Genomic DNA, 17678 nt, shown 5'->3' on the forward strand with positions numbered 1-17678 from the left:
AATGGATTACCCGGGTTGCTTGGGCGAGCTGCCACCGGCTTCGGACGGCGCGATCGAGCCTTTCACGTTGCCGAACAGCTGCATAACCCGGGTGACGTTGTTGTAATTCATGCCGCTGGCAGTCATCACCGACATGCCGCGCTGAAGTTTAACCGGCTTTTCGGTCTCGATCACATCGTCGTTGACCAGCACCTTAAAATGCTCCGAATCCGCCTGCATCTGCGGATCGCCGTAGCCTGGCGCCCGCAGAATGCGCGCATTGCCGTACAGATCGACGATCGAGGCGTCGCCGTTCACCTTGCCGGTGTCGCCGGTCGCCGTGACGATCGGTTTGCCGGGCTGGAACGCGCGCATGGCTGGCTTGACGAGGTCGCTCAGTTCGTCGTCTTCGTAATGAATCAGCGATTGGGCGGTCAGGCGGTATTGCGTCGAGCCCGATTGATCGAGTTCGGACACCGAGAAGTTGTCCGCGAAGTAGTCGGGCGTGTGCTCCTTGGGGCGCACCAGGCCTTCATTCTGCCGCGGCAGGGTGGCTTGCAGCAGCCACCAGGTGATACCGGCAAGCGCCGCCATGGCAACCAGCGGAATCAGCGAGGTCAGGCGAAACTGGTTCATCCGACGAGGCCCCGCTGTTCGCCGCTACAGGCCGCCGCGAGCAGCGCTTCGTATTTGTGCTGGGCGCGCAGCAGCGTGTCGACTACTTCGCGAGCCGCACCGTGGCCGCCGCGGGCCTCGCTCACCCAATGCGCGCGCGCGATCACTTCAGGATGCGAGTTGGCGGGCGCCGCGGCGAAACCGACCTTCAGCATGACCGCGAGATCGACCCAGTCGTCGCCCATGTAGCCGCATTCTTCCGCCGTCAGGCCGGTCTGCTGGAGCAGGTCCGCGAAGGCGGCCGGTTTGTCCTGCACGCCTTGATAAACGTGCGTGACGTTCATTTCTTTCGCCCGCACCGCGACGATGCCCGACTTGCGCCCGGTGATGATCGCCGTGTCGATGCCCGCCTGGCGCAGCAGCTTCATGCCGTGGCCGTCCATCGAGTGGAAGCCTTTCATCGTGTCGCCTTCCGCCGTGAACAGCAGGCCGCCGTCGGTCAGTACACCGTCGACGTCGAAAATCATCAGCTTCACGCGGCTCGCGCGTTCGGTAGCGGTTACGGGGGCGATGGCCATCAGATCACCTTCTTCGAGAACAGGTCGTGCATGTTGAGTGCGCCGATCAGCTTGCCTGCTTCGTCGACGACCAGCATCTGATTGATGCGGTGGCGCTCCATCAGTTCCACGGCTTCCACCGCGAGGTGATCCGGGCCGATGGTACGCGGACCGGCGGTCATGACCGAGGCGATCGACAGCCCACGGAAATCGCCGTCGCGTTCGAGCACGCGGCGCAGGTCGCCGTCGGTGAAGATGCCGGCAACGCGGTCTTCGTGATCGACGATCGCGGTCATGCCCATGCGCTTGGCGGTCAACTGGAACAGCGCGTCGCGCACGGTGGCCTCGGGCGTGACCTTCGGCACCTGGTCGCCGGTGCGCATGACGTCGCGGACATACGTGAGCAGCCGCCGGCCGAGCGCGCCGCCCGGATGCGAGCGCGCGAAGTCGTCGCGGCCGAAACCGCGCGCGTCGAGTACGACGACCGCGAGCGCGTCGCCGAGCGCGAGCGCGGCGGTGGTGCTGGCGGTGGGCGCAAGATTCATCGGGCAGGCTTCTTTCGACACCGCGGAATTCAGGTGCACGTCGGCCAGTTGTGCGAGACTCGACGACGGACGCCCGGTCATCGCGATCAGCTTCGCGCCGAGCCGCTTGATGAGCGGCAGGATCGCCACGAGTTCTTCGGTTTCACCGGAATTGGACAGGGCGAGAAACACGTCGTCGGCCGTGACCATGCCGAGGTCGCCATGACTGGCTTCCGCGGGATGCACGAAGAACGCCGGTGTGCCGGTGCTGGCGAGCGTGGCCGCGAGCTTGCGCGCCACGTGGCCGGATTTGCCGATGCCGGAAACGACCACGCGGCCACGGCAGCCCAGGATGAAATCGACCGCCCCGACGAAGCCTTCGTCGAGTTGATCGCGAAGCGCGCGCACGGCGTCCGCTTCGATGTCGAGCACGTCACGAGCGAGCGTGAGTGCCCGGTCGCCATTGATTTTCGCTATCATTCGCGGAGTATAGCAAAGGCGCTTGTTCGCCGCGCCGGGCCTGCTGTGCCATGCCGCTGCCTTTATTGCTGTTTTTTACGGCCCCTCAACCTTGTCGCACGGCGTTTTGCGTGCGCGGTTCCGCTGACGAACGAGGACGCTTTACCGATGCGTTTTTGCCGATGATTTCCCCCCTCGAAATGACGCTGTTCCTGCTGCTGGCATCGGTGGCGGGCGTGGTGATCTTTCGCTTCCTGAATCTTCCGCCGATGCTCGGTTATCTGTCGGTGGGGATCGTCGTCGGGCCGCATGCGTTCGGTTTGATCCCCGACTCGGCCGGCGCGCAGAACCTCGCCGAGTTCGGCGTGGTGTTCCTGATGTTTTCGATCGGGCTGGAGTTTTCGCTCGCCAAGCTGCGCTCCATGCGCCGGCTCGTGTTCGGCCTCGGTCTGTTGCAGGTGATCGGCACGATCGCGGTGGCCGTCACGCTCGGCTTCGTGCTGGAGCGTTGGGTGCATATCACGTGGCAGGCGAGCGTGGCGCTGGGCGGCGCGCTCGCCATGTCGTCCACGGCGATCGTCAGCAAGATGCTGGCGGAGCGGCTCGAAATCGAAACCGAGCATGGCCGCAATATCTTCGGCGTGCTGCTGTTTCAGGATCTGGCGGTGGTGCCGCTGTTGATCGTGATCGCGGCGCTCGGCGGCGATTCGAAAGACCTCGTGAGCGCGCTCGGCCTCGCGTCGATCAAGATCGTCGTGGCGTTGGCGCTACTGCTGATCGTCGGGCAGCGCTTCATGACGCGCTGGTTCAACGTGGTCGCGCGGCGCCGGTCGCAGGAACTGTTCATTCTCAATCTGCTGCTGGTCACGCTCGGTTCGGCATTCATCACCGACAAATTCGGTTTGTCGCTCGCGCTCGGCGCGTTTATCGCCGGTATGTTGATTGCCGAGACGCCGTACCGGCATCAGGTGGAAGAGGACATCAAGCCGTTTCGCGATGTGCTGCTGGGGCTGTTCTTCGTCACCACCGGCATGCTGCTGAATCCGCGCGTGATCTGGGAGCATCCGTTTATCGTGCTCGGCTTTCTGGTCGGTCCGATCATATTGAAAGCGGTGATGGTGACGGGGCTGTCGCGCCTGTTCGGCGCGTCGCCGGGCGTCGCGATGCGCACCGGTATCGGCCTTGCGCAAGCCGGCGAATTCGGCTTCGTGCTGCTGAATCTGATTCTCGACAAGCATCTCGTCGACGCCACGTTGCTGCAGGCGATTCTCGCGGCCATGCTGCTGTCCATGCTCGCCGCGCCGTTCCTGATCCAGAACGCCGACCGGATCGTGCTGCGCCTGTCGTCCACTGAATGGATGATGCAGTCGTTGCAAATGACGCGTATCGCCACGCAGAGTTTGAAACAGAGCGGTCACGTGATCATCTGCGGATACGGCCGGGCCGGCCAGAATCTGGCGCGCATGCTCGAACACGAAGGGCTCGCGTACGTCGCGCTCGATCTCGACCCCGATCGCGTGGCGGCTGCCGCGGCGGCGGGTGAATCCGTCGTGTTCGGCGACGCGGGGCGGCGCGAGTCGCTGCTCGCCGCCGGTATCCATCGCGCGGCCGCGATTGCGATCACCTACGCGAACACGCCGTCCGCCTTGCGCGTGCTGCATAACATTCACGAGCTGGAGCCGACGCTGCCGGTGATCGTGCGCACCGTCGACGACGCCGATCTGGAAAAGCTGCTGGCCGCCGGCGCGACCGAGGTGATCCCGGAAATCGTCGAAGGCAGTCTGATGCTGGCGTCGCACACGCTCGTGGTGATGGGCGTGCCGATGCGGCGCGTGGTGCGGCGCGTCGAGGAAATGCGCGACGAACGCTACGCGCTGCTGCGCGGTTATTTCCATGGCGCCGACGACGTGGAAGACGACGACGGCCACGAACAGGTGCGGCTACAATCGGTGCCGGTCGACGAAAATGCCGACGCCGTGGGCCGTACGCTTGCCGAACTGGGTCTGTTCGAAATGGGCGTCGAAGTCACGGCGATTCGCCGGCACGGCATTCGCGGCGTCGAGCCGGACCCGTCCACCAAGCTGCGCGCGAGCGACATCGTGGTGTTGCGCGGTTTGCCCGAGCAGTTGGCGAGCGCCGAGGAACGGTTGTCGAAGCACCGCCGCGCGGGCGCCGCCGCCGCGTAGGCGGGCGGCGGCCCGACCACCCCGAATTCGCTTTTCATCGGACCTGACAAGGTTCATCCGGAGACATCATGTCCAACGCGCTCCCGAGCGCGCCGCTCGATGCGGCCGACTACATCAAAAGCCACATTCGCACGGTGCCCGACTGGCCGCAACCGGGTGTGCAGTTCCGCGACATCACGCCGTTGTTGCAGGAGCGCAAGTCGCTGCGCGTGCTGATCGATCTGTTCGTGCAGCGCTATATCGACGCCAGGCTCGACTACATTGCCGGACTCGATGCGCGGGGCTTCATCATCGGGCCGATTCTCGCGTACGAGCTGAATCTCGGCTTTATTCCGATCCGCAAGGCGGGCAAGCTGCCGTACAAGCGGGTCGCGCAATCGTACGAACTCGAGTACGGCAGCGCGACCGTCGAGATTCACGAGGACGCCTGCAAGCCGGGCGATCGCGTCGTGATCGTCGACGATCTGATCGCCACCGGCGGCACGATGCTGGCCGGCAAGAAGCTGCTCGAGCGGCTCGGCGCGGTCGTGGTGGAAGGCGCGGCGATCATCGATCTGCCCGAGCTCGGCGGCTCGAAGCTGCTGCGCGACGGCGGCCTGCCGCTTTATACGGTGACGGGATTCGACGGTCATTGAGCCGTGGTAGCGAGTCTGCCGCGAACCGTGCTTCGCGTGGTGCATTGAGCGATGCGTTGAACCGGTTTCTTTCCTGAACACCATCACGAAGGTCAGAACGATGCCCAACTTCCTGCTGTTTCTCGCCACGTCGATCGCGATCACCATGGCGCCCGGTCCGGACAATCTGCAAGTGCTCGCACGCGGCATTTCCCAAGGCCGCGCGGCGGGTCTGATCGCCGCGCTCGGCTTCGCGGCCGGCATCACGTTTCACACCACGCTGGCCGCGCTCGGCGTCGCCGCATTGCTGCGTTCGTCGCCGGTTGCGTTCGAGGTGATCAAGCTGGCCGGCGCCGCCTATCTGGTCTGGATCGGTATCAAGGCGCTGCGCAGCCAGGGCCTCGCGACCGCGCACGAGCGTGCGCCGCAGCCGTTGTCGACGGTGTTTCGCCAAAGCGTGCTCGGCAATCTGCTGAATCCGAAAGTGACGTTGTTCTTCGTCGTGTTCCTGCCGCAGTTCGTGAAGCCGAACGGTACGCAAAGCGTGACGCTACAAATGCTCGAACTCGGCGTGCTGTTCATGCTGCAGACCGTGGTGGTGTTTTCGCTGTTTGGCGTGTGCGCGGGGGTGATCGGCGGCTGGTTGAAGCGCCGGCCGAGCGTGGGCGTGTGGCTCGACCGTCTGGCGGGCGTGACGTTCATTGCAATCGGAATTCGTGTCGCGCTGCGCGATTGAACACAGTTAGTCTGGAGTTTTGCATGACTTTGCCTTCTCTCATCGCCGCGCGCCGCTTCGACCCGCATGCGCACGTGCCGTTCTGGATCGACGCCGAACAGGTCGGCTGGATTCGTTCGAGCGATGTGCCCTTGCTCACGCGCTGGCCCGACGTGTTCGCGATCGACAGCGCTCGCGTCACGCTCGCGTCCGCGTTCGATACCGTCGATCTGCGCAGTGCGGCGCTCGGTTCCGTGATCGACGCGCTCGCCGCTGAAGGCCGCATTCCCGGTTGGCGCAACGAAACCTACGCGATCCGCAATGCGTTCGATGCACCGCCGCTCGCGTATATCGAGCGCGCGGCGTCGCGCTTCTTCGGCACGCAGACGTACGCGGTGCATCTGAACGGCGTCGTAGAATATGCCGATGGCGGCGCGCCGCAGTTGTGGATCGCGCGCCGCAGCGACACCAAGGCGACCGATCCGGGCATGCTGGACAACGTCGTTGCGGGCGGGATCGGCTGGGGCTTCGGCGTAGAGGCGACCATCATCAAGGAGTGCTGGGAAGAAGCCGGCATTCCGGAGGAAATCGCGGCGCGCGCCGTGGCGGGCCGCACCGCGCACGTGCTCCAATCGTTGCCGGAAGGCACGCAGGCCGAGCAGATTTTCATCTACGACCTCGCGCTGCCCGCCGATTTCACGCCGCGCAACCAGGATGGCGAAGTGGGCGAGCATCGCCTCGCACGCATCGACGAAGTCGCGCGCTGGATCGAGGAAGACGCCATGACGGTCGACGCGAGCCTCGCTACGCTCGATTGCCTGCTGCGCCGCCGCTGGATCGACGAAGAAGCGTGCGCGGGTATCGAAGTCCTGTTCACGCCGCCGGTGCTTGCATAAGATAGACGCTCGCGCCGCGTGGCGCGGCCCGTGCACGTTGCCGCTGCGTCTGAAATCGCGTCGGGAACACTGCATCGAGCCGCACACACTGAATAAACCACGCATTGAAGAAGGGAGTCATCCAGGTCATGTCGACCGATCACAGCTTTATTCTCAAACTGTCGTGCGCCGACCGGCCCGGCATCGTCCATGCGGTGTCGGGCTTTCTGTTCGAGCGCGGTAGCAATATTCTCGACTCCGCGCAGTTCGGCGACAGCCGCACCGGCGAGTTCTTCATGCGCGTGCATTTCCAGCAGGTGGGCGGCGATCCGGGTCTGGAGGCGCTGCGCGCGTCGTTCGTGACGCTCGCTGAACAGTTCGGCATGCGTTGGGAGTTGCACGACGCGTCGGTGAAGCCGCGCGTGGTGATCATGGTGTCGAAGATCGGCCATTGCCTGAACGATCTGCTGTTTCGCTATCGCACTGGCCAGTTGGGTATCGAGATTGCGGCGATCATCTCGAACCACAAGGAGTTTTATCAGCTCGCCGCCAGCTACGACGTACCGTTCCATCACTTCCCGCTGATGGGCGCCACGCCCGACGCGAAGGCGGCGCAGGAAGCGCGCGTGCTCGAGGTGATCGACGAGCATCAGGCCGACCTGGTGGTGCTCGCTCGTTATATGCAGATCCTGTCGCCGAAACTGTGCGAAGCACTGGCGGGCCGTGCGATCAACATTCATCACTCGTTCCTGCCGAGCTTCAAGGGTGCGAAGCCGTATTACCAGGCGTTCGACCGCGGCGTGAAGTTGATCGGTGCGACCGCCCACTACGTGACGACGGATCTCGACGAAGGTCCGATCATCGAGCAGGAAGTGGAACGCGTGGACCACAGCATGACGCCGGAGCAACTTACAGCGATCGGCCGCGACGTCGAATGCGTGACGCTCGCGCGTGCGGTGAAGTGGCACGTGGAGCATCGCGTCGTGTTGAACGGCAGCAAGACGGTGGTGTTTCGCTAGGAGCGGTTGAGGGCGGGTTGGGTTGGGAGACGCTCAGGCGTCATTCCTCAACGCCGCTTTGAACTTAGGCAGAAAAAAATGCGCCGGACGATTCCGGCGCATTTTTTTTAGGACCGTGCCGCGGATCGCACCGCATCTCGCGCACCATGCGCGTCATGCGCGTTTTGCGAGGAACGGCGGCGCGCATTCAGCTTCTTCAGCCAGATCAGCAAACCCGTTGCGCTCAATACAGCGACTGCAATACCCACGGCGCTGATCAGAATCCGTCCGCCCAGGCCGAGAATGCGTCCGGAGTGCAGCGGGAATTGCAACTGCATGAAGATATCGCCGGCTGTGCCCTTGCCGGGAATCAGCTTGCCGAGCGGTTTGCCGGTGGTGGCGTCCCAATACATCCACGGATTACCCAGGCCGATATCGCCGTGGTCGTTGCCGGGCGTGTAAAAGCCCACGCCGTAGGCGTGCAGGAATTCAGCGTAGTAGATGCCGCCCGGCGGCGCCTTCAGGTTCTGCGCTTTGCCGGCCTGTTCGGCGAGTTGCGCGATGCGCTCGCGGCTCAACACCGGGTCGCCGGGCTGTGGTGGGCGCAGGATTTCCGGGTTGTCGATCGGATTCGGCGTGAGCGCTGAGAACATCGACACCACCGGGCGCACGACCGGCCCGGATAGATTCATCGACACCGAGGTCAGCGCGACGATGATCAGCAACCCCCATATCCAGACGCCGCCGGAGCGGTGCAGATCGAAGGTGAGCGCATAGCCGCCGCGCTTCAGGCGAAACGCGAACGACTTGCGCCACGCCTTGAAACTCGGAAACGACAGCCAAAGCGCGATCATGCTGTCGAACAGCCAGATGATGCCGACGACGCCCATCAGCCAGGTGCCGGTGTCGATACCGCCGGTGAACGGCAGTTGCAGCGTGTAGTGGAATTTGTAGATGAACGGAATCAGGTTGATCCGCGCGAGCGAGACGACGCCCCATTCACGGCGGCCCTGGATCTCGCCGGTGGCGGGATCGACGGCGATCTGGGTGAAGTCGAGCGGATAGGGCCGTTTCGTCGCGGGGTCGATGCGTGGGAGCACCATCATTTGCAGCGTATGGCCGGGCTCGGCAACGAGCGGCAGATACGTGACCTGCAAACGCGGGTCCGCGGCTTCGACGCGGCGCGCCAGTTCCAACCCGGACAGCGCGGGCGCTGCGGTGCGAGCGTTGAAGAACGAGGGATTCAACGCGGCATCGAGTTCATGGTCCCACGCGATGATTGCACCGGTGAGCCCGGCCATGAATAGAAACAACGCGGTGGCGACACCGAACCAGCGGTGCAGGCGAACGAACTGGCGCCTCATGCGCGAGCCGGCGGGAACGAGAAAGGCGGGCGGAGTATCACGACCAGGATTGCGTGTAAATAGGAATTGTTCTCATCTTACGGGAAACTTGCGGTGGACGGCAAGTTTCCCGATGCGAGGCATCCTGGCAGTGTTTGAACGATGGTCGGCTTTCTGGTGGCTAGCTGAGCCCGCATTCCCTGCTTTGTCGCCTGAACGAGCCGTTTAGGGTTTTCTAGCAGCGCGGAATGTCGTCCATCTCCGCGTGCAGGGTCATGATGCGGCGGTCCAATGTAGCGTTCGCGTCCTGAATGCGTCGAAGATCATCCCGCAGTTTTTGCAACGTGTACTGCGTCTCCATGGACGGATGACCGCTCAGGCGAGCGGTGGTTTCGAGCATGTCGATTTCACGCTCCGTTGTCTGCTTCAACTGTGTCCCATCGTCGCGCGACCTGCGTAATTGAGCCAGATTGTTCTGCATCGTCTGTCGGACGTCGCGTGCTTCTCGCAGCACGCCTTCTACTTGCCATTCGCTGCCTTGTACCAGACGCTGGGCGTTTTCCAGAGACCTTTGCGCCTGTTGTCGCCGCATGGTCAGATCCATGCCCGGATTTTGAGTGTTTCGGCTCTCGGCGTCGATCGTCGCCATGTCTCGCTCTGCTTGCCGTCTTTCTGCCAGGGCGTGTTCGAGAATTCCTCGTGCGCGATTGAGCTCGCTCTGCAACGCACGCCCAGGCGAGCCGCCTTTGAGCCCTACCTCGCCGTGACGCTCGTAGTCGCCGTGCGCGTTCAGCCTGACGGGGATACCCGGCTTTGCTGGATTGTCCGGCTGATACACCCGTTCCGTTTTATTGTCGCGATCGTGGCGGATGGCGTAGGTGTTCATGCCGTCGCTGATGTAGCGTCGCCCGTTCTCGTCGATCCGGACGCCCGGTTTAACGGGATCGGGACGCAGCTTGCCGGTGGGCTCGGAGGCATACGACGCAGGCAATCCGGCCAACACGCGCGCCACCATCTCTACGCCGGTTTTGACGTTTGGAGAGGGCATCGCCTGCTCATGTTTGTCGATTCCCCGCGGCTGCGTCCCGTCGGACCGGTCACGGTCGGTTCGTGGCATCGCTTCGATTTTCTGGTGATCGGAGGTCTGCTGGGCCTGCTGGCTATCCTGCGGTGACTGATTCGCCCATGCGCTGGAGTCGGTACTGCTCGCCGAAATAAACATATGCTCACCTCGCTTTGCTGTTGAGAAGAGAACGTCCACACCAACGTGAGGACATGCTCATGACAACCGATTCGCCGGGGCACGAGGTGGTAAGTAAATGTGGCGATCGAGTTTGCATGCGGGGGCGCCGCTGCTCGACGGGCGCCTCGCCAAATAAAAAAGCGGCACCGAAGCGCCGCTCTCTCCTGCATCCGCCGCCTCGCGTGGCAGCCCAGCCGCCCGCGAGCTCGCCTCAAACCAGCCGCAGAAAAATCAGTTCCCGCTTGATATACGCGTAGAAAATCGGCGCGGCGACCACGCCGGGAATCCCGAACGCGGCTTCCATCACCAGCATCGCGATCAGCAGTTCCCACGCGCGCGCCTCGATCTGGCCGCCGACAATGCGCGCGTTCAGGAAGTACTCGAGCTTGTGGATCAGGATCAGGAACACGAGCGACATGACCGCCGCCGGGAAGCTCACCGACAGCGCCACCGCGACGATGATCGTGTTCGAGATCAGATTGCCGATCACCGGCAGCAAGCCGACGATAAACGTGACCAGCACCAGCGTTTTCGACAGCGGCAACGTGTCGTGGAAGATCGGCAGGATCACCAGCAGGAAGATGCCGGTGAACACCGCATTGATCGCGGAGATCTTCACCTGTGCGAACACGATGCGGCGGAACGCGTCGGCAAAACGCGTGACGCGCGTGACGAACGCCGTGGACAACGGCAGCCGGTTCATGTGCTTCTGCGCGCCGACCGCGATGATCGCGCCGATGATCATGCCGATCAGAATATGCGTGAACGCGCGCGCCGCCGTCTTGCCGCTTTGCGACAGCATGTTGGCGTGCGTGGTCATCAGTTCGGTGGCGCGGGCCTTCATCTGCTCGGTATCGACCGGTAGATAGTTGGCGATGAATTGCGGAATCCGGCCGCGCGCCTCGTCGACGAGTTGCATGGCCTGATCGAGCAGGTTCTGCACGCTCGGCACGTCGTTCTCGAAATGCGCGATGATCCCGAGCGTAAGCCCGGTCAACGCGCCCACGATTACCACCGACAAAAACACCACCGCTAGCCAGCGGGCCCGCTTGCTCGACATGTGACGCTCGATGCGCGGCGCGATGGTATGCACGAGCTGGAACACCAGCAGCCCGGCGAGCAACGCGCCGAGCAACCTCAGTTCGATGACCGCCCACATGCCGAACAGCATGACCGCATAACTGCCGATTTCGACCGCCGACAGTTTCGGCAGGCTCATGTCGCTAGTCAGCCTGACCGGGCGTGGGCGTAGGTCCTGCACTTGCCCGTCGTCGCGCGCCTGATTCCGCTTGGCCATGGCTTATTCCGTCTCCAACCCGTGAAGTACAGCGTTACTTTTTGCTGGCGGCCCGTTTCAGCAAGGGCGCCAGATACTTTCCGGTAAAACTTGCTTTCGACTTCGCCACCTGCTCCGGCGTGCCTTGGGCAATGATCTGACCGCCTCCCGCACCCCCTTCCGGACCGAGGTCGATGACCCAGTCGGCGGTTTTTATTACATCGAGATTATGCTCGATGATCACGACGGTATTACCCTGCTCGCTCAACCGATGAATGACTTCCAGCAGCAGCGCGATATCGTGAAAGTGCAGGCCGGTGGTCGGCTCGTCGAGAATGTATAGAGTGCGACCCGTGTCGCGCTTGCTCAGTTCCAACGATAGTTTGACCCGCTGCGCCTCGCCGCCCGACAGCGTGGTTGCCGACTGGCCCAGGCGGATATAGCCCAGACCCACGTCCAGCAAGGTTTTCAGCTTGCGCGCGACGACCGGCACGGGCTTGAAGAACTCATAGGCGTTCTCCACCGTCATATCGAGCACTTCGCTGATGTTCTTGCCTTTGTATTGCACGTCCAGCGTTTCGCGGTTGTAGCGCTTGCCGTGGCAGACGTCGCAAGGCACGTACACGTCCGGCAAAAAGTGCATCTCGACCTTCAGCACGCCGTCGCCCTGGCAGGATTCGCAGCGGCCGCCCTTGACGTTGAACGAGAAACGGCCCGGATCGTAGCCGCGTTCTTTGGCCGCGGGCACGCCCGAGAACAGTTCGCGGATCGGCGTGAAGAGGCCCGTGTAGGTGGCCGGGTTCGAGCGCGGCGTACGGCCGATCGGCGACTGGTCGACATTGATGACCTTGTCGAAATGCTCGAGGCCTTCGATCGACTGGTACGGCGCGGGCTCCGTGGACGACCCATACAGGTGGTGCGAAACCGCGTGGTACAGCGTGTCGTTGATCAGCGTCGACTTGCCCGAGCCGGATACGCCGGTCACGCAGGTGAGCAGGCCGACCGGCAGATCCAGCGTCACGTGCTTCAGGTTGTTGCCGTACGCCTCGACGATTCGCAGGCGCCGTTCGTCCGGCTGCTTGCGTTCGTCCGGATACTCGATGTTGCGCGCGCCGGACATGTACTGCCCGGTCATCGACGCCGGGTTCGCCTGCACCTGTTTCGGCGTGCCTTCCGCGATCACCATGCCGCCGTGTTCGCCCGCGCCCGGTCCCATGTCGACCACGTAATCGGCCATGCGGATCATGTCTTCGTCATGCTCGACGACGATCACCGAGTTGCCCAGGTCGCGCAGATGCTTCAGCGTGGCGATCAGCCGGTCGTTGTCGCGCTGATGCAGGCCGATGGACGGCTCGTCGAGCACGTACATCACGCCGGTCAGACCCGAGCCGATCTGCGAGGCGAGGCGAATGCGCTGCGCCTCGCCGCCCGACAGCGTTTCCGCACTGCGTTCGAGCGACAGGTAATCGAGCCCGACGTTGTTCAGAAACATGAGCCGCGCGACGATTTCCTTGACCACCTTGTCGGCGATCTCGCGCTTCGAGCCTTCCAGACGCAGGGTCTGGAAATAGCCGAGCGCGTCGCGCAACGGCCAGCCGCTGATTTCGAAGATGCCGCGCGCGTCGCTGTCCGCGCCGATCCGCACGAAGCGCGCCTCGCGGCGCAGCCGCGTGCCGGCGCAAGCGGGGCAGGGCTGGTTGTTCTGATACTTGGCGAGTTCTTCGCGCACCGCGACCGAATCGGTCTCGCGGTAACGCCGCTCCAGATTCGGGATGATCCCTTCGAACACGTGCTCGCGCACCGACGTGCGGCCGCGTTCGTTGATGTACGAGAACGGAATTTCCTGCTTGCCCGAACCGAACAGCAGGATCTTGCGAACCTTCTCCGGCAGATCTTCGACCGCCATGTCGATGTCGAACTCGTAGAACGCCGCGAGACTCTGCAGCATCTGGAAGTAGAACTGGTTGCGCCGGTCCCAGCCCTTCACCGCGCCGGCCGCGAGCGACAGCGACGGATGCGCGACCACCCGCTTCGGATCGAAGAAGGTGATCTGCCCCAGGCCGTCGCATTCCGGGCACGCACCCATGGGGTTGTTGAACGAGAAGAGCCGCGGCTCCAGTTCCTGCAGCGAATACGAGCAGATCGGGCAGGCGAACTTCGAGCTGAACAGCTTCTCTTTGTCGGTGTCCATTTCGAGCGCGATCGCGCGGCCGTCGGCGAGACGCAGTGCCGTTTCGAACGATTCGGCGAGGCGCTGCTTCATGTCCGGCCGCACTTTCAGACGGTCGACCACGACGTCGATGGTGTGCTTGTCGTTCTTTTTCAGCTTCGGCAGTGCGTCGACTTCATAGATCTTCGCGACGCCTTCATTGGCGGTGCCGCCGCCCGAGCGCACGCGGAAACGGATAAAGCCCTGGGCCTGCATTTCCTCGAACAGTTCGACGTGCTCGCCCTTGCGGTCGGCTACGACCGGCGCGAGGATCATCAGCTTCGTTTCTTCGGGCAGTGCGAGCGCCGCGTCGACCATTTGCGAGACGCTTTGCGCCTCCAGCGGGATTTCGTGGTCCGGGCAATACGGCGTGCCGACCCGGGCGAACAGGAGCCGCAGATAGTCGTGAATTTCGGTGACGGTGCCGACCGTGGAGCGCGGATTGTGCGAGGTCGCTTTCTGTTCGATCGAGATTGCCGGCGAGAGGCCTTCGATCAGATCGACATCGGGTTTTTCCATCAATTGCAGGAACTGGCGCGCATAGGCCGAAAGACTTTCGACGTAGCGCCGCTGTCCTTCCGCATAGAGCGTGTCGAACGCCAGCGACGATTTGCCCGAGCCCGAAAGGCCCGTAATGACGACGAGCTTGTGACGTGGAAGATCGAGGTTGACGTTCTTCAGGTTGTGGGTGCGAGCCCCACGAATACGGATTTGTTCCACGGATTTATTCCATGAACTGGCGGAAAGAGGAAGGGGCTAAACCTGCTACTATAACGACTTTTCAAGACCGCCGTTACGGCTTCCTGACAGGCTGAAGAAGCACTGAGGCAAGCTGTAAGGCAGCGGTTCAGCGCCGCGGGGAAGGGGTCTAACTGGGGCCGTTCCTCGTGAGTACAAGGCACCGCTAGGCGTCAGGGGGAGTGCTGCAAGGCCGTCGGCTCGAACGCCGCGCCGCAGGCTTCCCGCCGTCGCGCGGTAAGCCGCCCGCTGGTGGCCGCCCTTCGGCGGTGTGCCGCCCCGCTCATTCAAAGAACGCTCCCGATGTCCAATCCGTCCGCAACATCCTCACGCATGAGCGCGCCTGAACTGCGCGCGACCGTGTCGCTGGCCGCCATCTTCGCGCTGCGCATGCTCGGTCTGTTCATGATCATGCCGGTGTTCTCGATCTACGCGAAAACCATTCCGGGCGGCGACAACGTGCTGCTGGTGGGCATCGCGCTGGGCGCGTACGGCGTCACGCAGTCCATGCTCTACATCTTTTACGGCTGGGTTTCCGACAAGATCGGCCGCAAGCCGGTGATCGCGATCGGCCTGCTGATCTTCGCGCTGGGTAGTTTTGTCGCGGCGGGCGCGCACGACATGACGTGGATCATCGTCGGCAGGGTGATTCAGGGGATGGGCGCGGTGTCGTCGGCGGTGATCGCGTTTATCGCCGACCTCACGTCCGAAGAGCATCGCACCAAGGCGATGGCGATGGTCGGCGGCAGTATCGGCGTGTCGTTCGCGGTCGCGATCGTCGGCGCGCCGATCGTGTTTCAGTGGGTCGGCATGAGCGGCTTGTTCACGCTGGTCGGCATCTTTTCGATTCTGGCGATTGGCCTCGTGCTGTGGGTCGTGCCCGATGCACCGAAGCCGGTGCACGTGCGCGCGCCGTTCGCCGAAGTGCTGCACAACGTCGAGCTGCTGCGTCTGAACTTCGGCGTGCTCGTCCTGCACGCCACGCAAACCGCGCTGTTCCTCGTCGTGCCGCGCATTCTCGAAGCCGGCGGCTTGCCGGTCGCGTCGCACTGGAAGGTGTATCTGCCGGTCATGGGGCTGTCTTTCGTGATGATGGTGCCGGCGATCATCGCCGCGGAAAAGCGCGGAAGAATGAAAATCGTGCTGCTCTCGGCGATCGGCCTTATCCTGATTGGACAGTTGTTATTGGGCGTCGCTCCGCATACGATTCTGAGTGTGGCAGCGATCCTTTTTGTGTACTTTCTCGGCTTCAATATCCTTGAGGCGTCACAGCCTTCGCTGGTGTCGAAGCTGGCGCCGGGCACCCGCAAGGGCGCGGCGGCCGGCGTGTATAACACCACGCAGTCGATCGGCCTCGCGCTGGGCGGGGTGGTCGGCGGCTGGCTGCTCAAGGTAGATGGGGCGAGCGCAGTATTCTTTACCTGCTCGGGCCTCGTATTGTGCTGGCTTATAATCGCCGCCAATATGAAACAGCCGCCGCGCAAGGCGTAGCTGAACACCCAGAACTCACCCGGCGGCGGGCAGAGGCGCAGTTCTGGTCTCGGGCCTGCCGGCCATGAGACGCGAACCGTGTCGTACCGCGCCGCCCGCAACGGAATCAACAGGAGAAACTCATGGCATCCGTGAACAAGGTCATTCTCGTCGGCAATCTCGGAGCCGATCCGGAAGTCCGTTATCTTCCGAGCGGCGACGCAGTGGCGAACATCCGCCTTGCAACGACGGATCGGTACAAGGACAAGGCGTCCGGCGAAATGAAGGAAGCGACCGAATGGCACCGCGTGTCGTTCTTCGGCCGGCTCGCGGAAATCGTGTCCGAATATCTGAAGAAGGGCTCGTCGGTGTATCTGGAAGGGCGCATCCGGACCCGTAAGTGGCAAGCGCAAGACGGCACCGACCGTTATTCGACGGAAATCGTCGCCGAGCAGATGCAAATGCTGGGCGGCCGCGGCGGCTCGATGGGCGGCGGCGACGAAGGCGGCGGCGGTTATAGCCGTGGTGAGCCGTCGGAACGTAGCGGCGGTGGTGGCGGTGGCGGCCGTGCTGTGTCGGGCGGTGGGGCTTCGCGTGGCGGCAGTGGTGGTGGCGGCGGTGGTGCTAGCCGTCCGAGCGCGCCGGCCGGCGGCGGGTTTGACGAGATGGACGACGATATTCCGTTCTAAATCTGATTAAAGCGGTTTTTTGTTGTTAGCGGCCCGCGCTCCCATGGAGCGCGGGCCTTTTCTTTACCCACGCATTTGAGCGAAACCGCCGCCCCAGTCACGCGAACGTGCCGATGACTATTGGCTACAGGTAACGCATCGACTATCGAGCAGGGTCCGGAAAAACAGTGTTCCAATCCTCTTTCATATCGACGACCACCCACCCTTTGCCGGGGGCTTCGTCTAGCGCCTTGTCGAGCTTGCCCATCTTCGATGCCCGGTCGTACGAATATTCCCGCGACGCGTCCGTGTGGTGAATCAGCGCACCCAGACGCGGCCCGTTACCGGCGGTCGTCCATTCGAGCATCTGCAGATCTCCGTCCGAGTTGCCGAATGCGGCGATGGGCCGGCGTCCGATGATATGTTCGATTGAAGCCGGCTTACCCGGGCCATCATCGACGTCGTCTATCTGGGCGAGGCGCACCAGAACCGGCTTGCCGTCCACCACCGAATACTTATATTTCGCGGTACTCCCAATGACCTGCTCAGGCGGGACGCCGTACACGCGCTCCGCGTACTCGCGAATGAACTCAACCCCGCCGCCGGACACGATGTACGTCTTGAAGCCGTTGGTGCGCAGGTACGCCATCAACTCGAGCATGGGTTGATAAACCAGTTCGGTGTACGGTCGCCGGAAGCGGGGATCCTTCGCGGTAGCCATCCAGTCGTGCACGGTCGCGCGGAACGCTTCCGTGCTCATGCCTGCGTGGGTGGCAGCCAGAATTTTCGCCGCGCCGGTCTCGCCGGTCGCCGCGACGCTTTTCATGTCGCCCGCAAGCACGGATTTGAACGGCTCTTCCGTTTTCCATTCCGGATGCTGCGGCGCCAGCGCCTTGATGCGCTGGAGCGCAAACACCAACTGCACGTACGCCGGTTGCTCGACCCACAGTGTGCCGTCGTTATCGAATACGGCGATGCGCTCGGAAGGAGGCACGAAGTCGGACGAGCCGGGTGTGGTCACACGCGTGACGAAATCGATGAGCGAGCGCTTCGTTGCCGTGTCGTTCCACGACGGCAAAACCGACGTGGCCGACGAAACGGGTGCATGGGTCGACGCACCGGTTTGCGGGGGTTGCACACACGCGGCGAGAGCGAGTGCAAGGAATGTGACGAACACGCCAGGCGAAAAAATCGAGCGCATCTTTCATC

At 63.1% G+C, this 17678-nt stretch carries 15 protein-coding genes; 7 read left to right on the forward strand and 8 right to left on the reverse strand.

Annotation, left to right across the window (positions count from 1 at the left end):
• Positions 1–6: 6 nt before the first annotated feature.
• From lptC to kdsD, 3 genes are read right to left on the reverse strand one after another with little or no spacing between them, the layout of a single operon-like run.
• Positions 7–615 (reverse strand): LPS export ABC transporter periplasmic protein LptC, encoded by a 609-nt coding sequence (lptC, locus tag BX591_RS16175; protein WP_111932410.1) that lies wholly within the window; start codon positions 613–615, stop codon positions 7–9.
• Positions 612–1172, reverse strand: a complete 561-nt coding sequence (locus BX591_RS16180; RefSeq protein WP_035553550.1) for a KdsC family phosphatase — start codon at positions 1170–1172, stop codon at positions 612–614. Before BX591_RS16180 ends, lptC begins: the two co-directional genes overlap by 4 nt.
• Positions 1172–2155: an arabinose 5-phosphate isomerase KdsD gene (kdsD, locus tag BX591_RS16185; protein WP_111932411.1), complete on the reverse strand. Its 984-nt coding sequence runs from the start codon at positions 2153–2155 to the stop codon at positions 1172–1174. The genes BX591_RS16180 and kdsD overlap by 1 nt, the downstream gene beginning before the upstream one ends.
• A 161-nt stretch (positions 2156–2316) precedes the next feature.
• Here kdsD and BX591_RS16190 point away from each other — a divergent pair, with 161 nt between their 5' ends.
• The 5 genes from BX591_RS16190 to purU all read left to right on the forward strand — a co-directional run bounded on the left by BX591_RS16190 (position 2317) and on the right by purU (position 7543).
• Positions 2317–4320, forward strand: coding sequence for a monovalent cation:proton antiporter family protein (locus BX591_RS16190; protein ID WP_111932412.1), 2004 nt, complete (start codon positions 2317–2319; stop codon positions 4318–4320).
• Between the two features lie 68 nt (positions 4321–4388).
• Positions 4389–4955, forward strand: coding sequence for an adenine phosphoribosyltransferase (locus tag BX591_RS16195; RefSeq protein ID WP_111932413.1), 567 nt, complete (start codon positions 4389–4391; stop codon positions 4953–4955).
• Positions 4956–5055: 100 nt separating this feature from the next.
• On the forward strand, positions 5056–5670 hold the full coding sequence (locus tag BX591_RS16200; RefSeq protein ID WP_111932414.1) for a LysE family translocator: 615 nt from the start codon (positions 5056–5058) through the stop codon (positions 5668–5670).
• A gap of 23 nt (positions 5671–5693) precedes the next feature.
• Positions 5694–6545: an NUDIX hydrolase gene (locus BX591_RS16205; RefSeq protein WP_111932415.1), complete on the forward strand. Its 852-nt coding sequence runs from the start codon at positions 5694–5696 to the stop codon at positions 6543–6545.
• 128 nt (positions 6546–6673) lie between these two features.
• On the forward strand, positions 6674–7543 hold the full coding sequence (purU, locus tag BX591_RS16210; protein WP_111932416.1) for a formyltetrahydrofolate deformylase: 870 nt from the start codon (positions 6674–6676) through the stop codon (positions 7541–7543).
• Between the two features lie 107 nt (positions 7544–7650).
• Here purU and BX591_RS16215 read toward each other — a convergent pair whose 3' ends face one another.
• The 4 genes from BX591_RS16215 to uvrA all read right to left on the reverse strand — a co-directional run bounded on the left by BX591_RS16215 (position 7651) and on the right by uvrA (position 14313).
• Positions 7651–8886, reverse strand: coding sequence for a PepSY-associated TM helix domain-containing protein (locus tag BX591_RS16215; RefSeq protein WP_111932417.1), 1236 nt, complete (start codon positions 8884–8886; stop codon positions 7651–7653).
• 214 nt (positions 8887–9100) lie between these two features.
• The gene (locus tag BX591_RS16220; RefSeq protein WP_111932418.1) at positions 9101–10087 is read right to left on the reverse strand and encodes a hypothetical protein; all 987 of its coding nucleotides are present in this window, start codon (positions 10085–10087) and stop codon (positions 9101–9103) included.
• A gap of 232 nt (positions 10088–10319) precedes the next feature.
• Positions 10320–11405, reverse strand: a complete 1086-nt coding sequence (locus BX591_RS16225) for an AI-2E family transporter (protein WP_111932419.1) — start codon at positions 11403–11405, stop codon at positions 10320–10322.
• Between the two features lie 34 nt (positions 11406–11439).
• Positions 11440–14313, reverse strand: coding sequence for an excinuclease ABC subunit UvrA (uvrA, locus tag BX591_RS16230; RefSeq protein WP_111932420.1), 2874 nt, complete (start codon positions 14311–14313; stop codon positions 11440–11442).
• Between the two features lie 321 nt (positions 14314–14634).
• On the opposite strand from uvrA, the gene BX591_RS16235 reads away from it, so the two are divergent.
• Both BX591_RS16235 and BX591_RS16240 read left to right on the forward strand, forming a co-directional pair.
• Positions 14635–15822, forward strand: a complete 1188-nt coding sequence (locus tag BX591_RS16235) for an MFS transporter (protein WP_111932421.1) — start codon at positions 14635–14637, stop codon at positions 15820–15822.
• Positions 15823–15944: 122 nt separating this feature from the next.
• Positions 15945–16490, forward strand: a complete 546-nt coding sequence (locus BX591_RS16240; protein WP_111932422.1) for a single-stranded DNA-binding protein — start codon at positions 15945–15947, stop codon at positions 16488–16490.
• A 142-nt stretch (positions 16491–16632) separates the two neighbouring features.
• Here the strand turns inward: BX591_RS16240 and BX591_RS16245 are convergent, their stop codons facing one another.
• Complete coding sequence (locus tag BX591_RS16245) at positions 16633–17670, reverse strand: HAD family hydrolase (protein WP_111932423.1); 1038 nt, start codon at positions 17668–17670, stop codon at positions 16633–16635.
• Positions 17671–17678: the final 8 nt, after the last annotated feature.

This window comes from Paraburkholderia bryophila, assembly GCF_003269035.1.
Classification (GTDB): Bacteria; Pseudomonadota; Gammaproteobacteria; order Burkholderiales; family Burkholderiaceae; genus Paraburkholderia; species Paraburkholderia bryophila.

Bases quoted from the DNA above. Each gene is read 5' to 3' on its own strand.
- lptC (WP_111932410.1), bottom strand. From the start codon at position 615: ATGAACCAGTTTCGCCTGACCTCGCTGATTCCGCTGGTTGCCATGGCG.
- BX591_RS16180 (WP_035553550.1), bottom strand. From the start codon at position 1,172: ATGGCCATCGCCCCCGTAACCGCTACCGAACGCGCGAGCCGCGTGAAG.
- kdsD (WP_111932411.1), bottom strand. From the start codon at position 2,155: ATGATAGCGAAAATCAATGGCGACCGGGCACTCACGCTCGCTCGTGAC.
- BX591_RS16190 (WP_111932412.1), top strand. From the start codon at position 2,317: ATGATTTCCCCCCTCGAAATGACGCTGTTCCTGCTGCTGGCATCGGTG.
- BX591_RS16195 (WP_111932413.1), top strand. From the start codon at position 4,389: ATGTCCAACGCGCTCCCGAGCGCGCCGCTCGATGCGGCCGACTACATC.
- BX591_RS16200 (WP_111932414.1), top strand. From the start codon at position 5,056: ATGCCCAACTTCCTGCTGTTTCTCGCCACGTCGATCGCGATCACCATG.
- BX591_RS16205 (WP_111932415.1), top strand. From the start codon at position 5,694: ATGACTTTGCCTTCTCTCATCGCCGCGCGCCGCTTCGACCCGCATGCG.
- purU (WP_111932416.1), top strand. From the start codon at position 6,674: ATGTCGACCGATCACAGCTTTATTCTCAAACTGTCGTGCGCCGACCGG.
- BX591_RS16215 (WP_111932417.1), bottom strand. From the start codon at position 8,886: ATGAGGCGCCAGTTCGTTCGCCTGCACCGCTGGTTCGGTGTCGCCACC.
- BX591_RS16220 (WP_111932418.1), bottom strand. From the start codon at position 10,087: ATGTTTATTTCGGCGAGCAGTACCGACTCCAGCGCATGGGCGAATCAG.
- BX591_RS16225 (WP_111932419.1), bottom strand. From the start codon at position 11,405: ATGGCCAAGCGGAATCAGGCGCGCGACGACGGGCAAGTGCAGGACCTA.
- BX591_RS16235 (WP_111932421.1), top strand. From the start codon at position 14,635: ATGTCCAATCCGTCCGCAACATCCTCACGCATGAGCGCGCCTGAACTG.
- BX591_RS16240 (WP_111932422.1), top strand. From the start codon at position 15,945: ATGGCATCCGTGAACAAGGTCATTCTCGTCGGCAATCTCGGAGCCGAT.
- BX591_RS16245 (WP_111932423.1), bottom strand. From the start codon at position 17,670: ATGCGCTCGATTTTTTCGCCTGGCGTGTTCGTCACATTCCTTGCACTC.